Below are 24,335 nucleotides of genomic sequence, written 5' to 3'. Positions count from 1 at the left end.
GCTAGATTTGGATATTATGCAGCAGCATCTTCCGTGTTGCTGTATTTTCCATCGCTTGGCCAGTACAGATGCTCAATGCTGGCCAATTAAATTTATCTAAGAGAAACGAGGTTTTCTTTTGTTTCAGAGCTGGGAAAGATATTGATTTAATGTTTATGTAAGGTTGTGTTGCTTGTGCAAAAGTTTCTTTTGCCACAGAATGCACTCTTTTTTAAGTCATACGACAAATCTGGAACTGATAAATATTATGTATACATCAATTCGTGCGCTATTTAACCGCACTGTTGTAAGCATCGCGATCGCGTCAGCGGTTATCGTTACCCCTCTACAAGCTGAAGAAACTAAGACATTAGTTTTCTCTGCAATTCCTGATCAGGATGAGTCTGCTCTAAAAGCACGTTTTGGTATAGTGGCTGACTACTTGTCAAAGACGCTAGAAGTGCCAGTTAAATATGTTCCTGTTAAGTCTTACGCAGCTGCTGTTACAAGCTTCCGTAACGACCAAGTACAACTAGCGTGGTTCGGTGGACTGTCAGGTGTTAAAGCTCGTTTGCTTGTACCAGGTGCTCAAGCGATTGCTCAGGGTGAAGAAGATCCAAACTTCCACAGCTACATCATCGCTCATCACAGCACTGGTCTGAAAGTGTCAGAAGACTTCCCAAAAGGTATCGAAGGTAAGACTTTTACGTTTGGTTCTAAGGGCTCTACTTCAGGTCGTCTAATGCCTGAATTCAACATCCGTGAAAACATGGGTAAAGGTCCTGAAGAAATCTTCAAGACAGTTGGCTTCAGTGGTAACCACTCTCGTACTGTTACATTAGTAGAAAGCGGCGCGTACGAAGTGGGCGCGGTTAACTTCAAAGTATGGGACAAGATGGTTGAAGAAAAGAAAGTTGATACGTCTAAAGTATCTGCTATCTGGAAAACACCAGCTTACCCGGACTACCAGTGGACTATTCGTGGTGATGTTGATGCTAAGTGGGGCGAAGGTTTCACTGAGAAAGTAAAGCAAGCACTACTAGCAATGGATGATCCTAAGCTACTAGCATCATTCCCTCGTAAGAGCTTCATTGCTGCAACGAATGAAGACTTCGCGCCGATCTTAAATACGGCAAAAGAATTGGGTCTAGTGGACTGATCGTTATCGACACGCAAACTCAACCTTTGCTGTCGTTAGTCAATGCGGAGGTGCGTTACCAAGGTAACGTAGCTCTGCATGACATTAATTTAACGATTCAAAAAGGCGAAAAAATTGCTCTGATAGGGCGTAGTGGTTCGGGTAAATCGACACTGCTAAAGCTTATCTACGAGACCTTACCTAAGATAACCGCGCTTGTTCCTCAAGACGAAGGTTTAGTTGAAAGTCTGTCTGTTTACCATAATGTGTATATGGGGCGACTTCGCGCACACTCTTGGTTTTATAACCTGCTTAATTTGATACGTCCTTTCAAGTCACGTGTTGAAGAAGTTAATGCCATTCTAGAAAAAGTCGAACTCCAAGATAAGTGTTTTGACGTCGTAAAACAGCTGTCTGGCGGCCAACGTCAACGTACAGCCGTGGCGCGTAGTCTGTACCAAGGCGGGGAGTTGTTACTGGCTGATGAGCCGGTTTCAGCGGTAGATGAACTGCAAGCTGGGAGACTTTTACAGATGTTATCCACAGACTTTTCAACAACCTTGTTTGCCCTACATGATACCCAATTAGCCTTGTCACATTGTACGAGAGTGATTGGTTTACACCGTGGACGAATTGTTTTAGATGAGCCAAGTGAGCACCTATCTGCAGCCGACCTAACACGGCTTTACTGTGACTAAGCCTAGCTTTCAGCACTCTCGGCGTTGGACACTTAGCTGGTGTTTTGTAGCTATTGCAGCCGTGTGTTTATTGTTTGCCGACATACGCATTACGACCTACGACCCTTGGACTGAACTGGGGCGCTTATTCTCTGGTCTGCTCAACTTATCCACCGTTGGACTTGACGACCTTGGCTTTACTTTATTGCAGACTGTTGCGTTCGCCTTGTTAGGCGTCACGTTGGGTAGTGTCTGTGGCTTATCATTGGCGTTAATATTTCATTGGCGATGGGTGCGTATCATGTGCGCGTTGCTGCGCTCGGTGCACGAAATATTTTGGGCGTTGATCTTTTTGCAGTTCTTTGGCTTGCACCCGTTGACGGGTTTACTGGCATTAGCGATTCCGTATACCGCCACCTTTGCTAAGATTTATGCTGAAATATTAGAAGAGGGCGACCTGAGCGCATTAAATGTTTTGGCTCATGGCACAGGTAATATCTCTAGCTTTTTCTATGCGCGAGTACCTGACTTATATCAGCACTTTAAAACATATACCGCTTACCGCATGGAGTGTGGTTTACGCTCAAGTGCGATTCTAGGTTTCATTGGTTTGCCCACACTTGGTTTTAGTTTAAGCACGTCGTTTATGGAAGGGTTGTACGGTCAGGTTTGGGTGTTGCTCATTCTGTTTTATGTGCTCATCGCGACGATGCGTTATTGGTTGCGACCTAGTTTATTACCCCTTTATTTGATCGCCTCAGTCTTTATTGTGAATAATGATACTGAGTTGTCGATGACGAATATCAGTCGATTCTTCACTCATGACATTGTCCCAGCGCCGATACGAAACGGTGAGTCTCTGGCTAGCTTCTGGCAATGGTTGAGCGACCTGTTGATGACACAGGCATTGCCGGGGATTATGAATACCCTAGTGCTGAGTCAGATTGCATTGGTCGCTTCGGCTATTTGTACGTTGTTGTTATTTCCTCTCGTGTCTAAGCAGTTTTTTGGGCGTTTTCCACGCTCGGTAGGTCACTTCTTTTTGGTGATCATGCGCTCAACGCCAGAGTACTTGTTGGCTTATATTTTGTTGTTAATGTGGGGGCCATCGATGCTTCCTGCCATTGTTGCGCTGGCTTTGCATAACGGTGCGATCATAGGGCACTTAGTCGGTCGTTATAGCGATGAATTGGTGATGCGGCAAGATGCGAGCTTTGGTTTAAACCGCTATAACTATGAAGTGTTACCGCGTGTTTACGGGCAGTTTTTGGCGTTTTTATTCTATCGTTGGGAAGTGATTGTTAGAGAAACCGCGATCTTAGGTATCTTGGGTGTGGCGACGCTGGGCTTCTACATTGACAGTGCGATTCAGGAGATTCGAATTGATCGTGCGGTGGTGTTAATTATTATTACGGCACTGCTAAATTTAGCTATCGACATGGTCTCTCGTCGAGTCAGATTTTGGTTGAGAGTCAAAACTGACCTGAGTATCCGATGAAGGGTTGCTTAACCTTGATGTTTTTGTGTCAATAAATAGGAGCTTTTAGAAAGCGGGTGTTCAGGTTTGTCGTCTCAACCGAGAAAAAAGCACTCATATCATTTATTTTAGGACGCATTCTTTTTGATGTGTGCCAGTAGTCTATAAGTTCAGCGCACTACAGTTCACTGTTGTAATATTGTTTGTAATAAATTAATAAAAATAACAACGTTTACAATGAAGACTTACGACACTTTACAACGACTACGGTTTGTCCTTGTCATCTCATTATTGAGTATGACGGCAAATGTGTGGGCTGCAGGTACACCTGCAGGAACAGTTGTATTGAATCAAGTAGAAGTGAGCTACCAAGTGGGTAGTGATCCTGAAGGGCGATATGTTGAAAATGCCTCTCATGCGTTTACTGTGTCTGAGTTGATTCAAACCAATGTGACGGCGTTAGAGCCTCAGGGTATTGGTACGGCAACGCCTGCGACCAATGCGGTACTGAGTTATCAGCTAACAAATACAGGCAATGGCGATGAGCCGTTCTTGTTAACGACTCAAGCTGGACTGCAAGAGCAATTCACACCCACGGTCACTGGCCTTTGGGTTGAAAGTAATGGTGTTGCAGGTTGGCAGTCAGACGATACTTTGTATTTACCAAGTAGCGGTGGTTTACCGTTATCACCCGATCAGTCTGAAGTTATTTATGTCGTTAGTGACATACCTGCAGAGGTTGAAGATGAGGCTCAAAGTGATGTTGCTTTGATTTCAACCGCAGCAACGGTAGGTGCGAATACTAAAAAAGTGGGCGAAAGCTTGGTGTCTGGTGGCAATAATGGGATTGAAGCGGTGATCGCTCAAGACAATGCGACACACCAAGATTCGAGTCATTACACGGTGTCGACGGTTAAGTTAGATGTAGCCAAAACGATAGTCAGTGTTGAAGATCCTTATGGCGGCGAATTGTCGATGCCAGGCTCGGAAGTTACTTACCAGATCAGAGTGGTTGCCAGTGGTAGTGGTGTTGTAAATGACTTCGTTATTGAGGATGCTGTTCCAGAATCAATGACTTACAAGAATAATTCATTGAAAATGAACGGAAACGATTTAAGTGACGACTCAGATAGTGACAATGCTAATTTTGACTATCTGTTAAATACAGCTTTCTTTTCTTCGGAAACGATAAGTGCACCATCAGTACATGAATATACCTTGACGTATATTATTGAATAATAAAAATAATACTTTAATAGAAGACAATGTTATGAAAATAATCAAAAAAATTATCCATGTAAGTGCTTTAGCAGCCTTTTTATCAACGATGAGTGTATCTCAGGCCGCAGCACCGCCAATTGAACTAAGTTCAGATGTTCAAGAGTTGGTGGCTGTTGTAGATGCTAATGGGAAGTCACAGTTTAAAGCAGTTGCTGCTGATGAAATTGTTCCAGGCGACCGTATTTTATATACGACAACGTTTAAGAATAATGGCGACAAAGCCTCTGACAAAATAGTTATTAGTAATCCTATTCCAAACAATACGCGTTTTCTAAGTGGCACAGCTACGGGTGAGAACAGCGTTATTACTTACTCAGTTGATAACGGCGTTAGCTGGGGTAGTGTGCAGTCTTTGAAAGTTAAACTTAAAGACGGTACGGTTCGTGCAGCAGAAGCGTCAGACTATACAAATATTCGTTGGGAGTATCGCCGTTCACTCCAGCCAACGGAAGCTAAGGCTGTGAGTTTTCAAGCGCAGTTGCTATAAGTTTTTAACTCCCCCAAATATATAAAAAAAATAATGAGTAAAGGTAACCCCATGAACATCAATAATAACATTTTAAAAATTTCATTTAGCCTAGCGGTTTTACTAGGCTCTCAAGTCAGCTTTGCTGGCGGTACAGAAGCGGGAACAGTGGTAGAGAATACTGCAACGCTTAGCTACTCAGTAGGTGGTGCGGCTCAGTCTGACATCGTTAGTGATGTTGCTGACTTCACAGTGGATAACAAGGTTGATTTGAATGTGACTGGCGACAGCGCAACTAACATCCTTGTTGGACCTAGCTCTGCTCGTTCAACAACGGGTAACAAGCTAAGTTATACACTGACGAATGAAGGTAACTTGGCGCAGGATTTCGAAATCGGAGTGACTCACCTTACTACTGATGAGTTTGACGCTGGTACTGCTCCAGCAACTGCTACTCCGCAAGCGGCTGAAGTTTGCCAATACACGATTACACCAACGACTGTGCCTGCAACAGCGTTAACAGGTCCTCATAATTTAGCAGATGCTCCTATTGTATCTCTAGGTATTGATGAGACAGCATTGATCGAAGTGATATGTTCTATGCCTAACCGTCCAGATGTTGATGATGGTCACACATCTACAATTGATGTCCTTGCAACTGCAGTCGATGCGGCTGGAGATATCATGGTAGAAACAGCGGCTGCTGATACTGAAGATGCGATTGATGTTGTGCTAGCGGATGATGATGCTGCAACAACGACGGATACATCTGACCGTAACGCGATGCATAGTGCGATTCAGACATTTGAGATTGATGCGCCAATGCTGAGTGTTCTGAAAACTTCAGCGGTTATTTCTGACCCATTAAATCTAACGGTTAATCCTAAGCGTATTCCTGGTGCAATCATCGAGTATACAATCACTATTCAGAATACTTCTGATAGCGAGGCTACAGGCGTTACAGCATCGGATTTATTGACGGCTGTTGTTGATGGTGAAGTGGCATTTGTTGCTTCATCTATCGCTGTCGTTGGTGCGACAGGAACTGTCAATACTTATGCATCTGACACGGTAACAGTAACGGGTATCACGGTACCTGCTGGAACAATTGCTGCTCCAGGTGAAGTGAAAGTGACTTTCCAAGTTGAAATTCTGTAATACATAACAGAATTACTTTCCTGACATAACCCTACCTGACGGGTAACGAACCATGCGCTTATTACAAAAAGTACAAGCGGCGCTGGGTGGTCTTTGTTCTCGAGCTAGCCAAAGCATTACTGCCATGGCTAGCCTTTGGCTCCCCCTGCTGATTGTTTTAGCTTTTGCTGGAACTATAGCTCTGCCTGCTCACGCGGCAACTGAGCCTGAAACAACATTGACCAATACAGTTTCGGTGAGTTACACCGTTGGTAGCGGTTCTCCTATTGAAAAAGAAGCGAGTGTTTCTTTAACAACTAGTGCAAGAACGCCTGCAAAAATCGAGTTTTTCTCTATTTTTGAGGGTGGTGATAGCACCAATATACCTAACACTTCATTCAGTCCTACTGACAGCTCTGGTACTAACTGGACTGACGTTGAGACGAGTGTTCAAGGCTCTACAAATATTATTCAGACTTTCAGCTTCAGTGCTGGAGAGTCTTTAATTATTCGTGTGGAAGATTTTGATCAAAACTTAGATGGTTCTGTGCAAGAGACGATAACGATTGATCTACAAATTGATAACACGGGTGATACAGAAACCTTATTGCTGACAGAAAGTGAGCCGGGTAGTGGCGTTTTTATTGGTGTTGTGCCAATGGTTGCGTCGACTAACATTACTTCCTTTAACGGTGAACTAAGTGTCGAGACGCTTAGTCGAATCGGGGCAATCTATACTGACGTTGCTGACAGTACCGATACCGTCAATACTTTAGGTATCATTGATCCTAGCAATCTAGTCTTCGACAGTATTACCGGTGAGCCAATTAATGGCGCAGTCATTAGGCTCGTTAATACTTCAAGCGGCCAAGGTGCACGTGTTTACAGTGGTGACTCAGACGAGTGGCCAGATACAGTTGTGTCAGGTTCGCCTGTTGTGTTGTCGCAGTCTGCACGTAGCATTCCAATGGGACATGGCGAATTCAGCTTCCCACGTGTATTCAGCGGTAGTTATCAATTCGAAGTGACACCACCTGTTGGCTATCGTTTTCCTTCGCAACAAAGTCAGACACAAATTACTCAGCTAGGCGATATATCGGGTCAAGTAACGACAGGTTCTCGCGGTGAAGCGTTTATTATTGTTGATGAGTTGGGCGCGGTACAACTAAATATTCCACTTGATCCTTTTGAGGGACGTTTCAGCGTACAAAAAACGGTCGACGAAAGTACTGTTTCAATTGGTGATGAGGTGACTTACACACTGGTTGCGCAAAATAATGACGTACTTTATGAGTTAAACAGTGCCTATTTAAAAGATACATTGCCAGTGGGTTTCCGTTACCAGACGGGCTCTGCTGAGTTTAGTAATGGTGACGCGGTTGAAGAGAGCGACATTACGGTCGATGGACGTAACCTAAGCATCGCGCTAGGTGACCTTGCTGCTAGTGAAGAAGTGACTATTAGCTACCGAGCCATTATTGGTGCAGGTGCTGTCTCAGGAGAAGCGATCAATACCGTACAAGGTATTAGCAACGATGCTTCCTCTAATGTTGCGCGTGCAGCGGTAGAGATTGTTGATGAGTTGATGCGTGATAAAAGTATTCTGATTGGACGTGTATTCACGGGAAGCTGTGAAGATACGACTAAGCAACAGCCTGTAAAAAATGTCTCGCTGTATCTTGATAATGGTCGCTCGGTGTTAACCGATGCACGAGGCCGTTGGCACTTGGAAGGCGTTACTTTGGGTACGCACGTTATTCAGCTAGATGAAACCTCATTGCCTAAGGGCATGGTTGTTGAACCTTGCAAAATGATTGCTCAAAATGCGGGTAAGCCATACGCACGTATTATGCAAATGCAGTCAGGTAATATTTGGCGAGCAGACTTCCGTATTGCACCATCAAAAGAGAATGGTCGTAACGTTGTTGTAACTAAGAAAATCGCGAAAATCGAAAAGCTGTTACCGACGTACACGACTGCGATTTTTGAGTCTAAGTTTGCTAACGACAGTAAAGCAGAGCTAGAAATACTATGGCCACCAGAAGGTCATGTACCTTCTATTTCATCGATCAAAATTGCGGTTAAGTACCCAAGCAAGCAGCGCATAAAAGTCTTACTCAACGAGACTGAAGTGAGTGCGCTTAACTTGGAGGGTACTGACACAAATAAAGAAAAGACATTCACTATCAAGAGCTGGAAGGGTGTTGATCTTAAGCAAAAGAATAATACTTTAACGGCTATTTTATTGAATAGTTCAGGTAAAGAATTAAAGCGTACCTCTCACCATATCCACTTCACTGAGAAGAGCATTAAAGCAACGCTGGTTCGTGAAGAGTCGAGCTTGGTGGCGAATGGTAAGAGCAGACCTGTTATCGCTATTCGCTTAGAAGATGAGGATGGCTTTACACCGCGTCCCGGTACTCACGGTTTCTTTAGCTTGGGTAACGATCACTGGACGGTAGTGGATAAAACGTCTGAAGATGACCGCGCAGTTGCTGAGTTAAACAGCTCAAAAGACGGTAACTATGAATATGTTGTCAGTGACGATGGCTTGGTGAGAATCGAGTTAGAACCAAGCTCTCGCTCTGGTGAAGTCATTATTGATATGCCTCTGAGTGATGACGAAGATGGTCGTGTTCGAGCATGGCTACAACCTGAGTTGCGTGACTGGATAATGGTTGGTTTTGCCAAAGGTACACTGGGTTACAAAACACTGTCTGGTAATATGCAGACCTTGTCTGACCTTGATCAAGAGAAAGGTCGTTACACTGAAGGCGAAGTCAGTTTCTTTGCTAAAGGCCGCGTCAAAGGTGACTACCTATTAACGGTGGCTTATGACAGCAATAAAGAAGATGGCGAAGTAGGCGATCAGTTAAATGGTGTGGTAGATCCTGATGCTTGGTACACACTTTATGGTGACGAGCAGACACAACAATACCAGGCACCGAGTAGCAGTAAGTTGTTCCTTAAACTTGAGAAACAGCAGTTCTTTGCCTTGTTTGGTGATTACGATACCAATTTAGATCGTACAGAGTTGGGTCGTTACGAGCGTACTTTACATGGTTTGAAAGCATCTTATGAAGGTGACACTTACCAATACAATGCTTTCGCTAGTGAGACGAGCCTACAATATCAGCGTGATGACATTCGTGGGGATGGTACGTCAGGTATGTACTACCTAACGCGTGATCCAGTATCTAACAGTGAAAGCATCTCGATAGAGGTGCGTGATATAGACAACCCTGAAGATGTTGTCAGCACTCGATCGTTGCAGCGTTATACGGACTACGACATTGATTATGAAGATGGAAGCTTGTTCTTTAAGTTCCCAATTTCAAGCTCAGACGATGAGTTTAACCCAATGTACATCGTTGCTGACTACGAGTCAGAAGATGAGACGGGTGATAAGGAATTAGTGGCTGGTGGACGTGTTGGTTATATCAGCAAAGATAAGAAAATCGAACTTGGTTTAAGCTATCTACAAGAAGGTAGTGATGACAAGTTGATCGCATTAGACGGTGAGTTTAAAGCAACTAAGCACTTAATCTTTAACGCTGAAGTCGCTCGTTCAAAGACGGAAGAGGACGCTAATGCATGGCGCGCAGAAGCGGAGTATCGTAAAGATAAATGGCAGACAAGTGTGTATGCGCAGCAGCAAGATGAAGCGTTTGGGCTAGATCAGCAGTCGGATACGTCGGCTGGAGAACGTAAGATTGGTGCGAGTACTCGTTACAACATTACTGACGATCAATCGTTGGTATTGGAAGTGAGCGAGTTATTGGACTTAGAGGACAGAGACACCCGTTTGCGCTCAACCGTTGAGTGGAACAAGAAGCTTGAAAATGGCAATGTATCTCTCGGTTACCGTCATATTAAAGAAGACAATAACGGTGTTGATGAGCGTACAAAGAGCTTATTAGCAGGTGCGAGTAAGTCCTTTAAAAACAGTAAAGCATCGGTTTACACAAGCTTAGAAAAGTCACTTGATGATGAGTTGTCAGAGAGTAATCCTGACCGTATCAAATTAGGTGCGGACTATAAGCTAAACGAAAAAGTGAGCTTATTCGCTGAGCAAGAGTACTCTCAAAACGGTACCTCTGACGGCAATAACACGCGTATCGGCTTAAAAATGACACCTTGGGATGGCGGTAACGTTAGTACTAATGTGGTTCAAGAAAAGTTAGACGGTGATACGGATGCTAAAACAAGGCATTACGCAGTACTGGGTTTAAGCCAGCACTGGAAAGTGAATGATAATTTGTTCTTTGATGTAGGTTTTGACAAAGCTAGAACGTTAGATTTGGAGTACTACTCATCAGTGGACCCAGAGCTAACAATCGCAACAGATGACTACTATGCAATCTCGCTAGGCACAGGTTGGACAAATGACGAGTGGAGTTTTGCGGGTCGTGTTGAGTATCGTGACAGTGAAACGACTGATCGTAAGTCTGTGCAATATAACGCTGTGCGTAAGCAAGATGACCATTATGCGGTGTCTAAGACGTTCCGTTGGATTGACAACAAACAGACTGATGGTAATAAAGACAGTGAGATTGAGTTTGGTTTCAACTTTGCGCTTCGCTCAAAAGATTGGGACTTCACGCTGCTTAATGAGCTTAGCTATAGCGATGAGAAGTCGGTTGATTCGGGTGTGACAAGCACCACGCGTAAGCTGATTAACAATCTTCACTATAACCGCCTAATTTGGGAAGACTTTGAGTTTAGTATCCACCACGGTATTAAGCTGACACAGTCTGAAACAGATAAGAGCTGGGGTGTCACAGACACGCTACAAGGTGCGATACGTTATGACATTAGTGAAAGTTGGGATGCAGGTGCACAGGTCGGTTATTTGAATCACCATGACTCAAATACGATGAGTCACTACGCAGGTGTTTCGCTCGGTTTCTCACCGGTTGATAATACGCGGCTTGAGTTGGGTTATAACTTTGATGGCTTTGACGATGACGATTTTGCTAACGCGAACTACACGCACAAAGGTCCATACATTAGTTTCACCTATATGCTGGACCAGTCGTTGTTACATAAATTGGGTGTGAAGTAATAGAAATAAAGAGATGAGCTTAGCGCATCTCTTTAACAATAAGTTTGCTCAGTTGGTAAAGCACATCACTTTGTGCGGCGACATAAGCATTGTAATCTTTGCCCTTCACTGGGGCGCTGAGCACGCTATTCACAACACGTATTTCTTCACGACCTCTCATTAAACGCCAGCGTGCTTTTAGCGTGACTTGGCCGCCTAATTGCCCATCCAATTGTTCAATATCAATCCGTACATGGTACTTAGGTTTGAAGTCTAACTTCCAAGGGTACTGCTCAATATTTTCAGTACCTAATAGCCCCGCAAAGTTATCAGCCATAACGATGGTTAAATCTTCTTTGAGTATCCCGCCCCATTGGTGCTCTTCTGCCATCGCAATCTCAGTACCCGACTTGCGCGTAACGATTTGTGGGCGACGTAATAACCTCGTCAATGAAACAGGGCCAATACCAATGCGTAAGTTTGGGTTTGCTTGAGGGGCTTTCTCAGCGCTACTCAGTGCAACCGCTTTTAGGGAGTAAAATCGTGTCTCATCTCCACCAATTAAACTACTACAAGCACTTAGTGTGAGCGTAGAAGCCAGCAGTAGAGGTAATAGTTTTAACGATGTCATGACTACTTTCCTAATAATAACGAGTTAGGTTTACGTTGTAAGGTATCAGCAAGTACAGAGAACGAACTAGCGGCTTCACTAAGGTCATTAATCAGCTGTTGGAAGCGATACTGTAGGGCAGAGTCTTCACTCAGTGTCGCGTTGATACTGCGCTCAACCGTGCCAGTTGCCTTGTTTATACCACGCAACGTTAGCGAGGTATCTTTTTGTAATGCCTCTACAGACTTTCCAACCTTCTGCATCATTACACGCGCATCAATCATTGCTTTGCTACTATCTTTTTGGAGTGCGTCAATGTTGCCAGTAATTGAGCTAGTTGCCTTGTTAGCGGTTTGCATCAAAGTACGCGCATCAATGATGGCTTTGCTGGTGTCTTTTTGTAGTGTGTCAATGTTGCCAGTAATTGAGCCAGTTGCTTTGTTAGCGGTTTGCATCAAAGTACGAGCGTCAATTAAAGCTTTGCTGGTGTCTTTTTGCAATATGCCAACCGAGCCACTCAGTGACGTTGCCGCTTTACCCGCGCTTTGCATCATGACGCGTGCGTCTATCATGGCTTTACTCGCATCTTTCTGTAAGGTGAGGGCGGCGATATCTAGCGTGCCCATGGTTTTACGTGCGTCACCTAAGGCTAGCTGTAAACTAGACGCTGTCTTGCTTGCTTCTTTAAGCAGCACCATCACTTCACCAGAAATACCTTGTTGAGCTAGCTGCTCAGTGATCGTACCGATGCTATCGCTGGTTGAAGCAAGACCCTTAAGCATTAGCTTAATGTCGTCAGAACCTAATAATGAATTAGCCGTTCTCAGTGTTTGGTTTAACTCGCCAACTACCGAAGAAGGGTCAAAACTCATGATCGACTGTTTAGCATGCATGCTTGGAAAAATAATAGCGTAGTCTTTATTTAAGCTCGCGAGTGTTTGTACTTTTGACGAGTGATGCTCTTCTATGGTTAGCGCAATATACTGTGCCCCAGTTACAATACTGGATGATCTTAACTGTGCGCGTAAGCCTTGTTCGACAAGTGACTGTAGAAGCTTCTCTGCTTCTAGGCGGCCAGCATTTGTCGATAGTTTGTCCACATATAATGCGGCAGTCACTTGGCTTCTTATGTTGTCGTTTTCAGGTGATTTAAGCAGTGTAATATCCTCAACCTGACCAATTTTCACCCCTTGAAAATTAATGGGTGAAGCAACGGACAAACCAATAAGCGTATCCTTAAAATACATGGTGTAGATTAACTTATTGTCTGGAGAGGTATCTTCATGCGCCCGCTTAAAGTTGTCGTAAAGCTTAAAGGCCGCCTTTTCATTGATAGGGTAGCCCGGCTCTTTGAAATTGGTGTCAAATGCGACACCACCGATGAGTAGAGTAGACAGTGATTCCATACGTGCGCTAACACCACTCGTAGACACGTTTAACTCAAAGCCGCTGGCATTCCAGAATCGAGTATTCGTGCGTATTTGTTCATGATACGGCGCATGGATGAAAATATCCACGTCGACTTTTTGGTTTTCTGAGTTTAGTCTGAAGCCTGTGATTTCACCGACTTCCACTTGACGGAAGTAGACAGGTGAGCCGACATCGACAGAGCCTAGACGATCAGCATTTAACTCAAAGGCTTGTCCTGGGCTCTCAATACTGATGTTCGGCGCTTGGCTAAGCCCGATATATTCGTCTTCAGCTTCACCTAAAGGACCGGGAGCCATGGTGATGTTAACGCCAGAAAGTAATGTTTGGAGACCACTAATGCCGCGCAATGTGACGCGTGGACTAACAACCCAGAACTGTGTATCAGGGCCAAGGTTATCTTCCATTTCACTATAGATTTCGACTTCTGCATTAACCGTTTTAAGATCAGGCGATATGGTGACCTTTTGTACCATTCCCACTTCGACGTCTTTGTATTTGACCGGTGTTTTACGTGCCACTATACCGGATGCTTCATCGAAGGATATGGTGATCATTGTGCCGCGCTCAGAGTAGTATTTATAGGCTAACCATGACCCGATAAGTGCTGCTATTAATGGTATTAACCAAATCAGCGAAAAGCGTGCTTTGGTTTGTACGTTAGCACTCGGTAATGTGTACTCATTCATGAGCAGATTCCTCAATCGCGTCCCACATAAGGCGCGGGTCAAAACTATGTGCAGCAACCATGGTACAAATGACCACTGCTGCAAAGGAGAGCGCACCGATACCCGGCGTCACTGTGGCAGTATTGCCAAATTGTACGAGTGCCACCAATATGCCGATGACAAAAATATCGATCATCGACCAGCGACCAATAAACTCAGTAATACGATACAACTGCGTGCGCTCTTTTGGTCGCCAATGTGAGCGAAACTTTATGCTCAGTAGTAGGTAAATAAGCGTTGCTAACTTAGCGACCGGAACAAATACGCTCGCTAAAAAGATCAGCAATGCTAGTGGCCACATACCACCATGTAGCAGACTAAGCACCCCAGACATAATCGTGTCTGGGCGACCATCACCCCAAAGCTGCACCGTCATAATCGCTTGTGTATTAGCAGGAATGTAGAGAATTAAGGCGGCAATCACCAGCGCCCATGTTTTATTTAGGCTACTAGGTATGCGTGAATGAATGACTGAATTACAAACGTAGCAGAGCATTTCTTGCTCTTTATCGTGTTCGACCGTTTCTTCAATCACTGGCATGCGATTTAAGTTGTGGCAAAAGTGGCATGAGATAAGTCCAGCCTCGCGTGCAGTCGTCATGGCTCTTTCTTCTTTAGTGGGTCCCAAACATCATCGGGGTTGAGCGTTAGGCTCAGTATCGTTAGCGTAACGATCAACAAGACAAAGGCATACAGTGAGATACCAATATGAACATCAGTAATGTCCATTAACTTAACCGATGCCACAATCAGCGCCAGTAAGAATATTTCTAACATGCCCCATGCTTCAGTGCTGCGTAAAAACCGAAACAGCGGAGCAATGATAGGAGGCAGGTGACTCATACGAATAGAGGTCAGAACATAGATGGTGCCAAGCAAGCTAAACAATGGAAAAAGTATTGTTGTGAACAGCATCAGCACACCCAAAAATGGCATGCGGGCATCAAACAATGCCCATGTTGCTGAAATAAGGTTACCGTGCTGTGAAACGCCAAGCGCTTCCAAAGAGACTAGTGGAAAGAGGTTAGCCACTAAAAACAGAATTAAGCCAGTGATGGCAAAGGCCAGACTCGTATCCAGTGAGTTTTTATGGAATCGCTTAAGCGTCGCCCCGCAACGTATGCAGTGGGCGGCATCGCCGTGTTTTAACTCAGGTATTTGCTGTAAAAGATCGCACTCATGGCAAGCTCTTGCCGAGCGATAATCTAGAACACCATTGTCATCTCGCATTGTGACTCGTTATCGTAAGTGTTTAATTTTATTGTAGTCTAGTACAGTCGATTATGCTCGGTAGTGAGTTATACCTATACTAGAGAAGCGCGGATCAAGTGCATTACTAGCCCCTAATAATGCGGGTTGCTTAGCTTGAATAACGTACACAGGCATTTCGCTGAGGTAGTTGGTAAATCGCCCCTTACTCTCAAATGCTTTGCGGAACCCCGATTGAATAAAATAATCGCCTAATTTGGGTATAATACCGCCACCGATATAAACCCCACCTGTACTGCCGAGTGAAAGCGCCAAGTTTCCAGCAACTACCCCTAGCCAATGGCAAAATAGCGCCATTAACTCTTCGCACTGAGCGTTAGTTCTTGCAATCGCGTGCTGGCTGATCTCTGCAGGGCTAAGGTTTAAGTCCTCTACGCCATCAATTAGACAGATGACTTCGTAAGCTTCACCGATCCCCGTTCCTGATAATAAACGCTCTGCTGACATGTGTCCGTAACGCTTATTAAATTCTGCAAAAATGGCTAACTCGCGCGCGTTTGTTGCACCTAGAGTCACATGGCCACCTTCACCAGACAGAGGATAAACACCCGCTGCTGACTGAATTAAACCAGAAACGCCCAGACCTGTACCCGCACCTAATAGTGCTATTGCACCATTAGCACTAGGCTCAGTTCCACCGACTTGTTGTAGGTCTTCAGCGCTTAATAAAGGAAGGGACAGCGCTAAGCCTGTAAAGTCATTAACGACTTTCACTTGCTCAAGATTAAAATGATCAGCGACTTGGCTAATACTGAAACCCCAGTCACGATTGGTCAGCATGATTTTATCGCCCGACACAGGTGTTGCAACCGCAATCGATAGCTTGGTTACGTTACTCGCAGGGACTAAGGTGAGGTAGCGCTCTATACATTCTATAAGTCCAACATAGTCACCCACTGAAAGCTCTTGGATATGTTGAGGCATTGCGCCAATGTCATCGACTAACGCTAAACGGATATTTGTGCCACCTAAATCAGCGACGATAGCAGTGTTGTTCATGGTGTGAGTTCTTATAGAAAGTAAGTCAGTAAGTATGGTCAGAGTGTAATACTACGCCTACCTAATGACTACTTAATGTGGGTTGTAAAAATAATTGAGGTATCGGCAAGGTTATTTTAGCTGTTATAGGTATAGATAATAGGATGTAAATGCATTAAAAATAATCTAAATCTATCATTGCGAATTTTGATGAGTCATGTCACCAGTGATTAGGCTGGTATATTGTTTTATATTGACCCAATCTTTTTAAAGTGAGTAATGAATATGAGCAGCGACGAAAATATTAGATCAATTTTACAGGAAACCAAGACAATCGCAGTCGTGGGTATTTCTCATAAACCACAACGTGCGAGTCACCAAGTCGCTAAATTTCTTATGGAAAAAGGGTATACGGTTATTCCAGTCAATCCTAAATACAAAGAGGTTTTAGGTGAGACGTGTTATGCCACATTGGAAGATATACCTGTGGCAGTAGATATGGTGGATTGCTTTCGACGCTCAGAAACGATTGTACCTATTGCAGAGTCAGCAATAAAAATCGGGGCGAAATCACTATGGATGCAGTTGGGTGTCATCAATGAAGAAGCAGCGGCAATGGCTGAAGCGGCAGGTTTAAAAGTGGTGATGGATCGCTGTCCTAAAATGGAATATTTCATATTGAAAATAGAGCGTTAATTGATAAGCCCACAACGCGTTTAAGTTTGATATATGTTAGTTGATGCTTGGGGTAGAATCTCGTTTAATTATAATCGAACGAGATGCCAAGCCCGTGACTACTAGCCATGCAGCCGATACGGTAAAACATACAACTTGTTATGAATGTGACGCCAACTGTGCGTTTACGGTAACTATTAACCCTGAAGGTGTTGCGACAGGCGTTAAAGGACTAAAGAACTGTCCGCGTGGTCAGTTGCAGCTTGAGCGTCAGTATCATCCAGACCGTTTGCTTTACCCGCTTAAGCGAGTTGGGCCACGAGGTTCTGGCGAGTTCGAACGCATTAGTTGGGACGAAGCGTTAATTACTATTGCTGATAAACTCAACGAAACTAAAGAAAAGCATGGCGCACCTGCTGCCGCGTTTTTTGCAGGTTATACCAAAGAAGCACGTCCGCAATTGCAACGTTTGGCACATGCCTTTGGTAGTCCAAATTATCTAACAGAATCAGGCTGCTGTTTCTCATCCACCATGGTCGCTGAAAAGCTGACGTATGGTTATAAAATGAAAACGACATCTACCATCGAGTCTCCTAAAACTAAGTGCGTATTGGTTTGGTCTACCAATGCTTCTGGTTCGATTCCACCGTTTGAAAATCACCACCTTAATAAGAAAAAACGCAATCGCCAAATGATCGTGGTTGACCCACGTCGTACTGAAACGGCCGAGCTTGCGGATATCCACTTACAAATTCGCCCAGGCACAGATGGCGCGTTGGCACTTTGCTTCCATCATTTGATCTTCAAAAATAACTGGCAAGATCAGGCCTTTTTGGATGAGTGGGGTAGTGGTGTAGAAGCCTTTAAAGAGTACGTCAAAGACTTCACTCCAGAGTCGGTGGCGGAAATTTGTGGCGTTGATGCGGCAGATATTTGTGCAGCTGTGGAAATGTTTTCGACAGCCTTGCCATCACAGATTGCAATGTCACCAACCTCAACCGTGCAGCATAGTAATGGCTTCCAAAACCATCGCGCGATGATTTTGTTGTCCGCAGTTTTGGGTATGGTTGACAGAGAAGGGGGTAATCGCTTCTTTAACGACAAAGTACTGCCTAAGCCGATTGAAAAATTTGATATTTGCCTGAATGAGTTGCCGCCACGTATTGGTGATGAAACCTTCCCAATCTGGACAAAGTACTGGCCAGCCGCACAAAGTATGTTGATGCCAGACTGCATCTTGGAAGGCAAACCGCAAAAAATGCGTGCTTTGGTCGCGATGGGAATCAACACTGCTATGTGGGCAAACTCCAAACGTATGGAGCGTGCGCTTGGTGAATTAGATTTCTTTGCAGCCTCTGACTTTTTCCACAACCCTGCAACCTTGCAAGCCGATATCGTGTTGCCAGCGGCCACTAGTTTGGAGCGTAGTGCATTAATCGCTTATCCGGGCTGTGCGTATCAAGGTGAAGTGAAATACCGTCGTCGAGCATTGCCTCCGCGTGGTGAGGCTAAGCCTGACGCACAAATGTTCTTAGAGTTAGGTGTAAAACTCGGCATGGCTGACGAGTTTTGGAATGGTGACTTAGATGCATCATGGGCTGAAATGGCGTCAGGTCTGCCTGATGAAATTCGTGAAGAAGCCTATGAGAAACCACAAGGTGTGATCGTCTATAGCCCAGTGATTGATGACTTGGTTGATGAAGGCTATATGGATGCAGACCGTCAATGGCGAATGACCGGCTTTAAAACAGTTACGGGTAAGATTGAGTTTGACTCATTAGAGCTACGTGACGAAGGCTATGATGGCCTGCCAACCTACAAAGAGCCGCAAGAAAGTCCTATTTCAAGTCCTGAATTATTTAAAGCGTTTCCGCTAGTGCTGACCTCAGGTGGCCGTCAGAAAACCTTTACGCATTCACAGCAGCACAATATTGAAGGCTTGTTGGCGTTAGACCCTAAACCGCGTGTACAGATTCATCCAGAGGATGCCGCCGCGCGTGGTATCGAACAGGGTTGCGCAGTGATGGTGAGTTCACCTCGTGGTGCAGTCGAGTTTTATGCAGAGGTGACTGATATCATGAAAGTGGGTGTCGTTCATTGCTTCCATGGTTGGAATGATGCAAATGTAAACGAGCTAACGGATGACGCAAGTCTTGATCCTATCAGCGGATTCCCTGCGTTTAAGTCGTTGTTATGTGAAGTTGCTGCGGGTCACTCAAGCTAAAGTTATATGAAATGGCGTTGTGTTTGGTCGAGCTATAAACCACCAAATGCAACGTCACGATCACGTGAGAAATTAGCAAGTAACGGTAGTGATGCACCGCCAATAAGGCGTGCGTTTCTAGCTAGACTACCTTCAGTCACAGTAACAGGCGATAAGCCTTGGTGGTCGATTGATTGAAGTTTTTGGGTGACTAAGGCGGTAATACGCTGTCGAATATCAATGGGCAAGTCACCATCAATCACAATAGCAGGGAAGTCGATAATCGCAGTTGCCGAGGTAATAGCAAAGGCTAAGCCCTCTGCTAAACGGTTTAGCCAAATATCGAGAGTTTCCCCCAGCACTGACCAGTCACCTTCAGTATCCCAAATAATACTCGCGTCCTGACCCGCTGCTTCGAGCATGCGTTGTAAGCTAATCTTTGAGGTATCCCGCACCAGTTGGTAGCTTTCCTCTGTCGAGTCGGTCACCTTCACTCGAATAGGGAGTGCCGCTAGCGCTCCAGCATTACCGCTAGGCCCTGAAAAAACACTACCGTTCAATACCACGCCACCACCGATAAAATAACCGATGTGGATATACAAGAAGTTGTCGTATTTTTGTGGGTTACCAAAGGTGAGTTCTGCTGCACAGGCAGCCGTTGCATCGTTAAGCATGAAGGCAGGCAGCTCTGCTGCTGTGCTCATTTCTTGTTTAATGTCGAAGTCTTTCCAAGCAGCCATGACGGCTTTAGGTGCACCTATTTCAGCACCCCAGTTCCATAACTCAAACGGCGTGGCAATGCCAATACCGACAACACGATCACGTAGGTTTTCATCCAGTGATTTGATAAGGATTGGAGTGGTGATAGACACAAATGCCGACAATTCATGCGTTGCGGGGTATTGATAAGTGATGTTTTGTCTGTTGACTATATTGCCAACAAAGTCCATCAACACTAGTTCGCTACGGTGGCGACCAATTTTTAGGCCTATGGAGTAAGCACCTTCAGGGTTTAATGAAAAAGGAACCCGTGGTTGGCCAACTTTGCCGCGTTTGGGTTGCCCTTTAACAATGAGGTGGTCGGCCTCAAGCTGTTGCATGATGACTGAGATGGTTTGCGCTGAAAGGCCGGTTAGATTGGCTATTTCAGCTTTTGGCAAACCATCTTGATGACGGACTAACGATAAAACCAATCGCTCATTATAGATACGACCGCCTGTTTGGTTTGCACCAAGACTCAGGCTTCTCAACGGTTTATCATTCATCATGCTTGCCTATTATCTAGTCTTTTATTGCGCGGCAAGTATTTCTTCACGATTAGGTAAGTCAGCACCTTGTCGAGAACAGGTAATGGCCGCAGCAGTTGCCGCAAATTTACCAATCTCTTGCAGCTTTTGTGCGTTCAATTGTGCTGACCAATCGCTTGATGCTTCACGCATAGTCAGTAACTGATCAATTAATGATGTTTGGAAGGTATCACCAGCACCAACGGTGTCAGCGACAACAATCTTAGGCGTAGCAACCGATGCAGTATCTGTTTGGCTCCAAAGTTGTGCGCCATCGCCACCTTTAGTGAGTACTACTAAGCTGATGCCTAGGCCTAACCATTCCGTTACTTTATCTTCAAAAGCAATCTCAGGGTATAGATGTCCAAAATCTTCATCACTTATTTTTAATAAGTCGGCATGCTTAGCAATCAACGCTACACGTTCACGCCAGATGTCTTTATTTGGTTCTACATTTAGGCGTACATTTGGATCTAGTGAAATCAGGCATTTGCGCGAGTGTTTCCAAATCAGGCTCAATAGTGACTCTGACGTTGGAGGCGTTACGATTGAGTAAGAACCAACATGAATACCAGAGAACGTCGCGTCTTCAGGTAAATCCTGTGGCAGTACTGCACGATCAGCAGCGCCATTCCCATAAAATGCATAATCAGGAACACCTTCGTCATCTTTTTGAATAAAGCTGAGAGTTGTTGGAAGTGCTTTACTGGCAATGTGTTCAGTAGCCACGCCTTCACGTTCTAGTACTGCCATTAAGCGCTGACCAAGAAAGTCTTCAGACACACCGCTTAGTAGGGCAACAGGTTGCTTAAGTCGTGCCAAACCGATGGCAACATTAAATGGAGAGCCACCAGCGACAGCATCTAACGATAGCTGGGTGCTGCTAATTTCAGCATTTCCATCAACAAAAATATCAAACAGGGCTTCGCCACAGACTAAAAACATAAGATTTATCTCGAAAAGAGCGCGACCAAAAGGCCAATAAGTACAAGGGGATTATAAAGTTAGCGCAAGTGAGGGTATATTTCAATTAATAAATCATTTGGAATTACTTATCGGTAGTGTTAAATGATTTGTAAGGGTAATATTTCCTGATTAGGTTAGACTAAAGTGATAATTATACGAGCTGTTTTATGATGAGATATTTAACGATATTGCTACTGTTTTGTTGTGTAGCGACATTTACTTACGCAGAAGATGCTGCGGTTACCGCCACACCTGCTGGAACGTCTGATGTTCCAGAAGTTGATGTTCCGGAAGTTGTTGTGCCAGAAGTTGTTCCTGAAGTGGTCGTTCCTGAGTTAACGCCAGAGGAGATCAAAGCTGAAGCGGATAAAAAGAAACTACAAAGCGTTTTAGATAGCTTAGAAAGTACTCAGCTCGCACTTTCTGAAAAGCTCAAAGAGCAGACCGCATTGCAGAGTCGATACAAGTCGGCTGGCCCGACTGAGAAAGAGGCTTTTCAAGCGGAGCTTGATAAAGTGGCGCTTGATATCAAAAATCTAAGAACCTCATTTGAACAGGTGGCGATTGGCGGTATTCGTTTAGAGGCTTACGGTTTAACGGAAACGCCATTTGACTGGAAAGAAGAGCTTGTCCTAATCACTCAGCCTGTGATTGAGAGTCTTAAAAGTCTAACGGAGAAACCGCGAAACCTAGAGCGCTTGAGAACAATCATTGCAGACCGTCGACTTCGTTTGGAGGAGATTGGTAAGGCTATCACTATCCTTGAGAGTCGTTTAGCAGCCAAGCCTCCAACGCTGATCGTCCCGCTATTGAGTAAAACGTTAGATGATTGGCAGTCAAAAAAGAAAGACAACTTAAGGGAGATGGAGCTAGCCCAAGTTCAGTTGGACAGTCTGCTGGGTAATAACACTGCTTGGTATGAAACGATTGTTACTTCCGTTAAGTCATTTTTTAATGGTCGTGGAAAGACGCTACTAATCGCGGTCATTGTGTCGGTTGTTATCTGGCAGGTCATGAGAGGTTTGTTATGGCTCATCCGAAAAAAGGCGCAATCAGGTAAGTCCACTCGACGTCGTATTTTTGCGTATTTATATAAGTTTTTAACCACTTTGTTGATTGTGATCGGGATCATGGTGGTGTTATACATTCGAGGCGACCTGCTGTTATTAGCCTTAATGATCATTATTTTTGTTGGATTTGTTTTAGCGGTACGCTCTTATTTACCGGGCTACATAACTGAAGCAAAAACACTCCTAGATTTGGGTACAGTACGAGAAGAGGAGCTGGTGGTTTATAACGGCATACCTTGGGAAGTACACCATATCAATGTGCAGTCCATTTTAATCAATCCTGACATTCACGGTATTTTACGCATACCTTTGTCCGAATTAGTTAACTTAAAGTCTCGCCCTGCGGGTCGTGGAGAAAACTGGTTCCCGTGTAGAAAAGGTGACTTATTAATACTCCCTAGTGGTTCAACAGGCGAAGTCATGAGGCAAACACCAGATAGTGTTGAGTTCATGTGTAAAGGTGGGATGCGCCTGTCTTATCCGACGGCAGCCGTGTTTGAAATGGGCCTACTTAACTTAACGAAAGGGGATAGTTATGCAGCACTGACTGTCTTTGGTATTGACTACTCACACCTTGATATATGTCTTACTATGGTGCCCGATAAGTTTGCGGAGGCTGTAAAAGAGGGACTAACACAGGCTGGTTTAGGTGAGCATATCGTCGATGTATCTGTTGATTTTAAAGTAGCGAATAGCTCGTCGCTAGATTATCAAATCATCGCGACCATGCACAGTCGTGCAGCATCGTCCTACTTTAAAGTAGAGCGAGTGCTGCAGCAGAGCTGTGTCAGGGCATGCGCCGAAAATGACTGGGGCATTCCATTCCCGCAGTTGACTGTTCATAGTGCCGAGACTGGCGAGTAACATTAGTCCCAAAGGTTAACGTCATTACCTTGCTCTCTGATGTGTTCAGCGCGCTCGGTAATGTAGTTTTGTAGGCTTGGTTGTGTTTTATAAGCCTCGCTTAGTACGTAATCAAAACTAGAGGCGGTGTGGAAAGCTTTAAACATCGCTTCTAGTCGTATGACTTCTTGACCGTCTTTACCAAAAAAGACCACGGAAGGAGCGTAGGTGACACTCAGCTTTTCAGCCCACTTTCTAGCCGTTATTGTTTCGCCATTAGGTGTTGTGACGGGGGTATCTGACCACATATCTAATTGGACGTTTTTAAACTGTTTAACAATGCTTTGTGTGTCACTTTTAGCTAAGTTCACGGTGTGAAACTTGTCGCAATTAGGGCAGTTAGTTTGTTCAAAAAACACGGCTAGTGGTTTATCAAACCCTGCTTTTGGTAGGGCTATGTTATAGGGTGCTTTATCAAAGAACGCTTGTGTATTTAGTGTCTCGTTTGATTTTGTTATGCGGTTAGTGGCAATGTATTGAGAGTAGCTTTGTGTCTTTTCATGCTTGCCGGTTACGTACTCTAAGGCGCGTTTAAACTCAGAAGGCTCTCGATAGCCGTTGAGCCTTAAGGCAACTTTTCCCTCTTCGTTAAAGAACAAGACAGTGGGTGTATATTGAATATTTAAGGCTTTTGCGAAGTCATTTTCAGCATACGTTTTGCCTGCGACACTAACGACCTCACGTGATCCCCAGATATTTAACTCGACCACATCCAACTTCGTCTGCATCAACTTTTTAATATCTTGTTGAGAGAGATTTTTTTCAATCAGTAAGTTGCAATAAGGGCAGCCATCCTGGTGAAAGATGATGGCGAGTCGCTTTCCTTCTTCTGCAGCTTCTTCAACGTCGTCTGCAAACTCTAAAAAACTACTTTTAAACCAACTAGGATATACAGTACTTTGAGCACCAAGGAATTTTCCTGTAGTTTTGGAGTCTGAGTAACTAGGAAGGCTGACCACCATTAGTAGACTTGTGATCAACCCTAATAATAGGTGCAGCGGTAATTGCGGTGTTTTCATA

At 44.5% G+C, this 24,335-nt stretch carries 19 protein-coding genes; 10 read left to right on the top strand and 9 right to left on the bottom strand.

Features of this window, described 5'->3' with window-relative positions:
• Position 1: 1 nt before the first annotated feature.
• Entirely contained in the window at positions 2-196 is a 195-nt protein-coding gene (locus DKT75_RS05635) for a hypothetical protein (RefSeq protein ID WP_109822453.1), read from the bottom strand.
• A 51-nt stretch (positions 197-247) separates the two neighbouring features.
• Here DKT75_RS05635 and DKT75_RS05630 point away from each other — a divergent pair, with 51 nt between their 5' ends.
• The 7 genes from DKT75_RS05630 (at position 248) to DKT75_RS05600 (ending at position 11,220) form a co-directional block, all read left to right on the top strand.
• Complete coding sequence (locus DKT75_RS05630; RefSeq protein WP_109822452.1) at positions 248-1,138, top strand: putative selenate ABC transporter substrate-binding protein; 891 nt, start codon at positions 248-250, stop codon at positions 1,136-1,138.
• Positions 1,139-1,164: 26 nt separating this feature from the next.
• A complete protein-coding gene (locus tag DKT75_RS05625; protein ID WP_158278801.1) occupies positions 1,165-1,815 on the top strand; it encodes an ATP-binding cassette domain-containing protein in 651 nt (216 codons plus the stop codon).
• Positions 1,808-3,292, top strand: a complete 1,485-nt coding sequence (locus tag DKT75_RS05620; RefSeq protein ID WP_109822450.1) for a PhnE/PtxC family ABC transporter permease — start codon at positions 1,808-1,810, stop codon at positions 3,290-3,292. Before DKT75_RS05625 ends, DKT75_RS05620 begins: the two co-directional genes overlap by 8 nt.
• A 216-nt stretch (positions 3,293-3,508) precedes the next feature.
• A complete protein-coding gene (locus DKT75_RS05615; protein ID WP_109822449.1) occupies positions 3,509-4,510 on the top strand; it encodes a hypothetical protein in 1,002 nt (333 codons plus the stop codon).
• Positions 4,511-4,541: 31 nt separating this feature from the next.
• Positions 4,542-5,039, top strand: coding sequence for a DUF11 domain-containing protein (locus tag DKT75_RS05610; RefSeq protein WP_109822448.1), 498 nt, complete (start codon positions 4,542-4,544; stop codon positions 5,037-5,039).
• Between the two features lie 51 nt (positions 5,040-5,090).
• On the top strand, positions 5,091-6,176 hold the full coding sequence (locus DKT75_RS05605) for a hypothetical protein (protein ID WP_158278800.1): 1,086 nt from the start codon (positions 5,091-5,093) through the stop codon (positions 6,174-6,176).
• Positions 6,177-6,228: 52 nt separating this feature from the next.
• On the top strand, positions 6,229-11,220 hold the full coding sequence (locus tag DKT75_RS05600) for an isopeptide-forming domain-containing fimbrial protein (RefSeq protein ID WP_109822446.1): 4,992 nt from the start codon (positions 6,229-6,231) through the stop codon (positions 11,218-11,220).
• A 19-nt stretch (positions 11,221-11,239) separates the two neighbouring features.
• On the opposite strand, the gene DKT75_RS05595 is transcribed toward DKT75_RS05600, so the two are convergent.
• From DKT75_RS05595 to glk, 5 genes are read right to left on the bottom strand one after another with little or no spacing between them, the layout of a single operon-like run.
• Complete coding sequence (locus DKT75_RS05595) at positions 11,240-11,830, bottom strand: PqiC family protein (RefSeq protein WP_109822445.1); 591 nt, start codon at positions 11,828-11,830, stop codon at positions 11,240-11,242.
• Between the two features lie 2 nt (positions 11,831-11,832).
• Positions 11,833-13,926 (bottom strand): PqiB family protein, encoded by a 2,094-nt coding sequence (locus tag DKT75_RS05590; protein ID WP_109822444.1) that lies wholly within the window; start codon positions 13,924-13,926, stop codon positions 11,833-11,835.
• Complete coding sequence (locus DKT75_RS05585) at positions 13,919-14,566, bottom strand: paraquat-inducible protein A (protein ID WP_109822443.1); 648 nt, start codon at positions 14,564-14,566, stop codon at positions 13,919-13,921. Before DKT75_RS05585 ends, DKT75_RS05590 begins: the two co-directional genes overlap by 8 nt.
• Positions 14,563-15,195, bottom strand: a complete 633-nt coding sequence (locus DKT75_RS05580; protein ID WP_109822442.1) for a paraquat-inducible protein A — start codon at positions 15,193-15,195, stop codon at positions 14,563-14,565. The genes DKT75_RS05585 and DKT75_RS05580 overlap by 4 nt, the downstream gene beginning before the upstream one ends.
• Positions 15,196-15,246: 51 nt before the next feature.
• Positions 15,247-16,233: a glucokinase gene (glk, locus tag DKT75_RS05575; protein ID WP_109822441.1), complete on the bottom strand. Its 987-nt coding sequence runs from the start codon at positions 16,231-16,233 to the stop codon at positions 15,247-15,249.
• A gap of 258 nt (positions 16,234-16,491) precedes the next feature.
• On the opposite strand from glk, the gene DKT75_RS05570 reads away from it, so the two are divergent.
• Together DKT75_RS05570 and DKT75_RS05565 are read left to right on the top strand one after the other, a co-directional pair.
• A complete protein-coding gene (locus DKT75_RS05570; protein ID WP_211665192.1) occupies positions 16,492-16,908 on the top strand; it encodes a CoA-binding protein in 417 nt (138 codons plus the stop codon).
• A gap of 94 nt (positions 16,909-17,002) precedes the next feature.
• A complete protein-coding gene (locus tag DKT75_RS05565; protein WP_245923099.1) occupies positions 17,003-19,111 on the top strand; it encodes a molybdopterin-containing oxidoreductase family protein in 2,109 nt (702 codons plus the stop codon).
• Between the two features lie 32 nt (positions 19,112-19,143).
• Here DKT75_RS05565 and DKT75_RS05560 read toward each other — a convergent pair whose 3' ends face one another.
• Both DKT75_RS05560 and DKT75_RS05555 read right to left on the bottom strand, forming a co-directional pair.
• The gene (locus tag DKT75_RS05560) at positions 19,144-20,355 is read right to left on the bottom strand and encodes an ROK family transcriptional regulator (RefSeq protein ID WP_158278799.1); all 1,212 of its coding nucleotides are present in this window, start codon (positions 20,353-20,355) and stop codon (positions 19,144-19,146) included.
• Between the two features lie 24 nt (positions 20,356-20,379).
• A complete protein-coding gene (locus DKT75_RS05555) occupies positions 20,380-21,321 on the bottom strand; it encodes a carbohydrate kinase family protein (protein WP_109822438.1) in 942 nt (313 codons plus the stop codon).
• 188 nt (positions 21,322-21,509) lie between these two features.
• Between DKT75_RS05555 and DKT75_RS05550 the strand changes: the two genes are divergently transcribed.
• Positions 21,510-23,276 (top strand): hypothetical protein, encoded by a 1,767-nt coding sequence (locus tag DKT75_RS05550; RefSeq protein ID WP_109822437.1) that lies wholly within the window; start codon positions 21,510-21,512, stop codon positions 23,274-23,276.
• Between the two features lie 2 nt (positions 23,277-23,278).
• Here DKT75_RS05550 and DKT75_RS05545 read toward each other — a convergent pair whose 3' ends face one another.
• Positions 23,279-24,334 (bottom strand): thioredoxin family protein, encoded by a 1,056-nt coding sequence (locus DKT75_RS05545; RefSeq protein WP_109822436.1) that lies wholly within the window; start codon positions 24,332-24,334, stop codon positions 23,279-23,281.
• Between the last annotated feature and the right edge of the window lies 1 nt (position 24,335).

It is taken from the genome of Leucothrix arctica, from assembly GCF_003172895.1.
Taxonomy (GTDB): domain Bacteria; phylum Pseudomonadota; class Gammaproteobacteria; order Thiotrichales; family Thiotrichaceae; genus Leucothrix; species Leucothrix arctica.
This window is presented reverse-complemented; position numbering and strand designations above follow the sequence as displayed.

What these genes read in the sequence shown, in the direction of transcription:
- DKT75_RS05630 (WP_109822452.1), top strand. Translation starts at nt 248, where the DNA reads ATGTATACATCAATTCGTGCGCTATTTAACCGCACTGTTGTAAGCATC.
- DKT75_RS05615 (WP_109822449.1), top strand. Translation starts at nt 3,509, where the DNA reads ATGAAGACTTACGACACTTTACAACGACTACGGTTTGTCCTTGTCATC.
- DKT75_RS05610 (WP_109822448.1), top strand. Translation starts at nt 4,542, where the DNA reads ATGAAAATAATCAAAAAAATTATCCATGTAAGTGCTTTAGCAGCCTTT.
- DKT75_RS05605 (WP_158278800.1), top strand. Translation starts at nt 5,091, where the DNA reads ATGAACATCAATAATAACATTTTAAAAATTTCATTTAGCCTAGCGGTT.
- DKT75_RS05600 (WP_109822446.1), top strand. Translation starts at nt 6,229, where the DNA reads ATGCGCTTATTACAAAAAGTACAAGCGGCGCTGGGTGGTCTTTGTTCT.
- DKT75_RS05595 (WP_109822445.1), bottom strand. Translation starts at nt 11,830, where the DNA reads ATGACATCGTTAAAACTATTACCTCTACTGCTGGCTTCTACGCTCACA.
- DKT75_RS05590 (WP_109822444.1), bottom strand. Translation starts at nt 13,926, where the DNA reads ATGAATGAGTACACATTACCGAGTGCTAACGTACAAACCAAAGCACGC.
- DKT75_RS05585 (WP_109822443.1), bottom strand. Translation starts at nt 14,566, where the DNA reads ATGACGACTGCACGCGAGGCTGGACTTATCTCATGCCACTTTTGCCAC.
- DKT75_RS05580 (WP_109822442.1), bottom strand. Translation starts at nt 15,195, where the DNA reads ATGCGAGATGACAATGGTGTTCTAGATTATCGCTCGGCAAGAGCTTGC.
- glk (WP_109822441.1), bottom strand. Translation starts at nt 16,233, where the DNA reads ATGAACAACACTGCTATCGTCGCTGATTTAGGTGGCACAAATATCCGT.
- DKT75_RS05570 (WP_211665192.1), top strand. Translation starts at nt 16,492, where the DNA reads ATGAATATGAGCAGCGACGAAAATATTAGATCAATTTTACAGGAAACC.
- DKT75_RS05560 (WP_158278799.1), bottom strand. Translation starts at nt 20,355, where the DNA reads ATGAATGATAAACCGTTGAGAAGCCTGAGTCTTGGTGCAAACCAAACA.
- DKT75_RS05555 (WP_109822438.1), bottom strand. Translation starts at nt 21,321, where the DNA reads ATGTTTTTAGTCTGTGGCGAAGCCCTGTTTGATATTTTTGTTGATGGA.
- DKT75_RS05550 (WP_109822437.1), top strand. Translation starts at nt 21,510, where the DNA reads ATGATGAGATATTTAACGATATTGCTACTGTTTTGTTGTGTAGCGACA.
- DKT75_RS05545 (WP_109822436.1), bottom strand. Translation starts at nt 24,334, where the DNA reads ATGAAAACACCGCAATTACCGCTGCACCTATTATTAGGGTTGATCACA.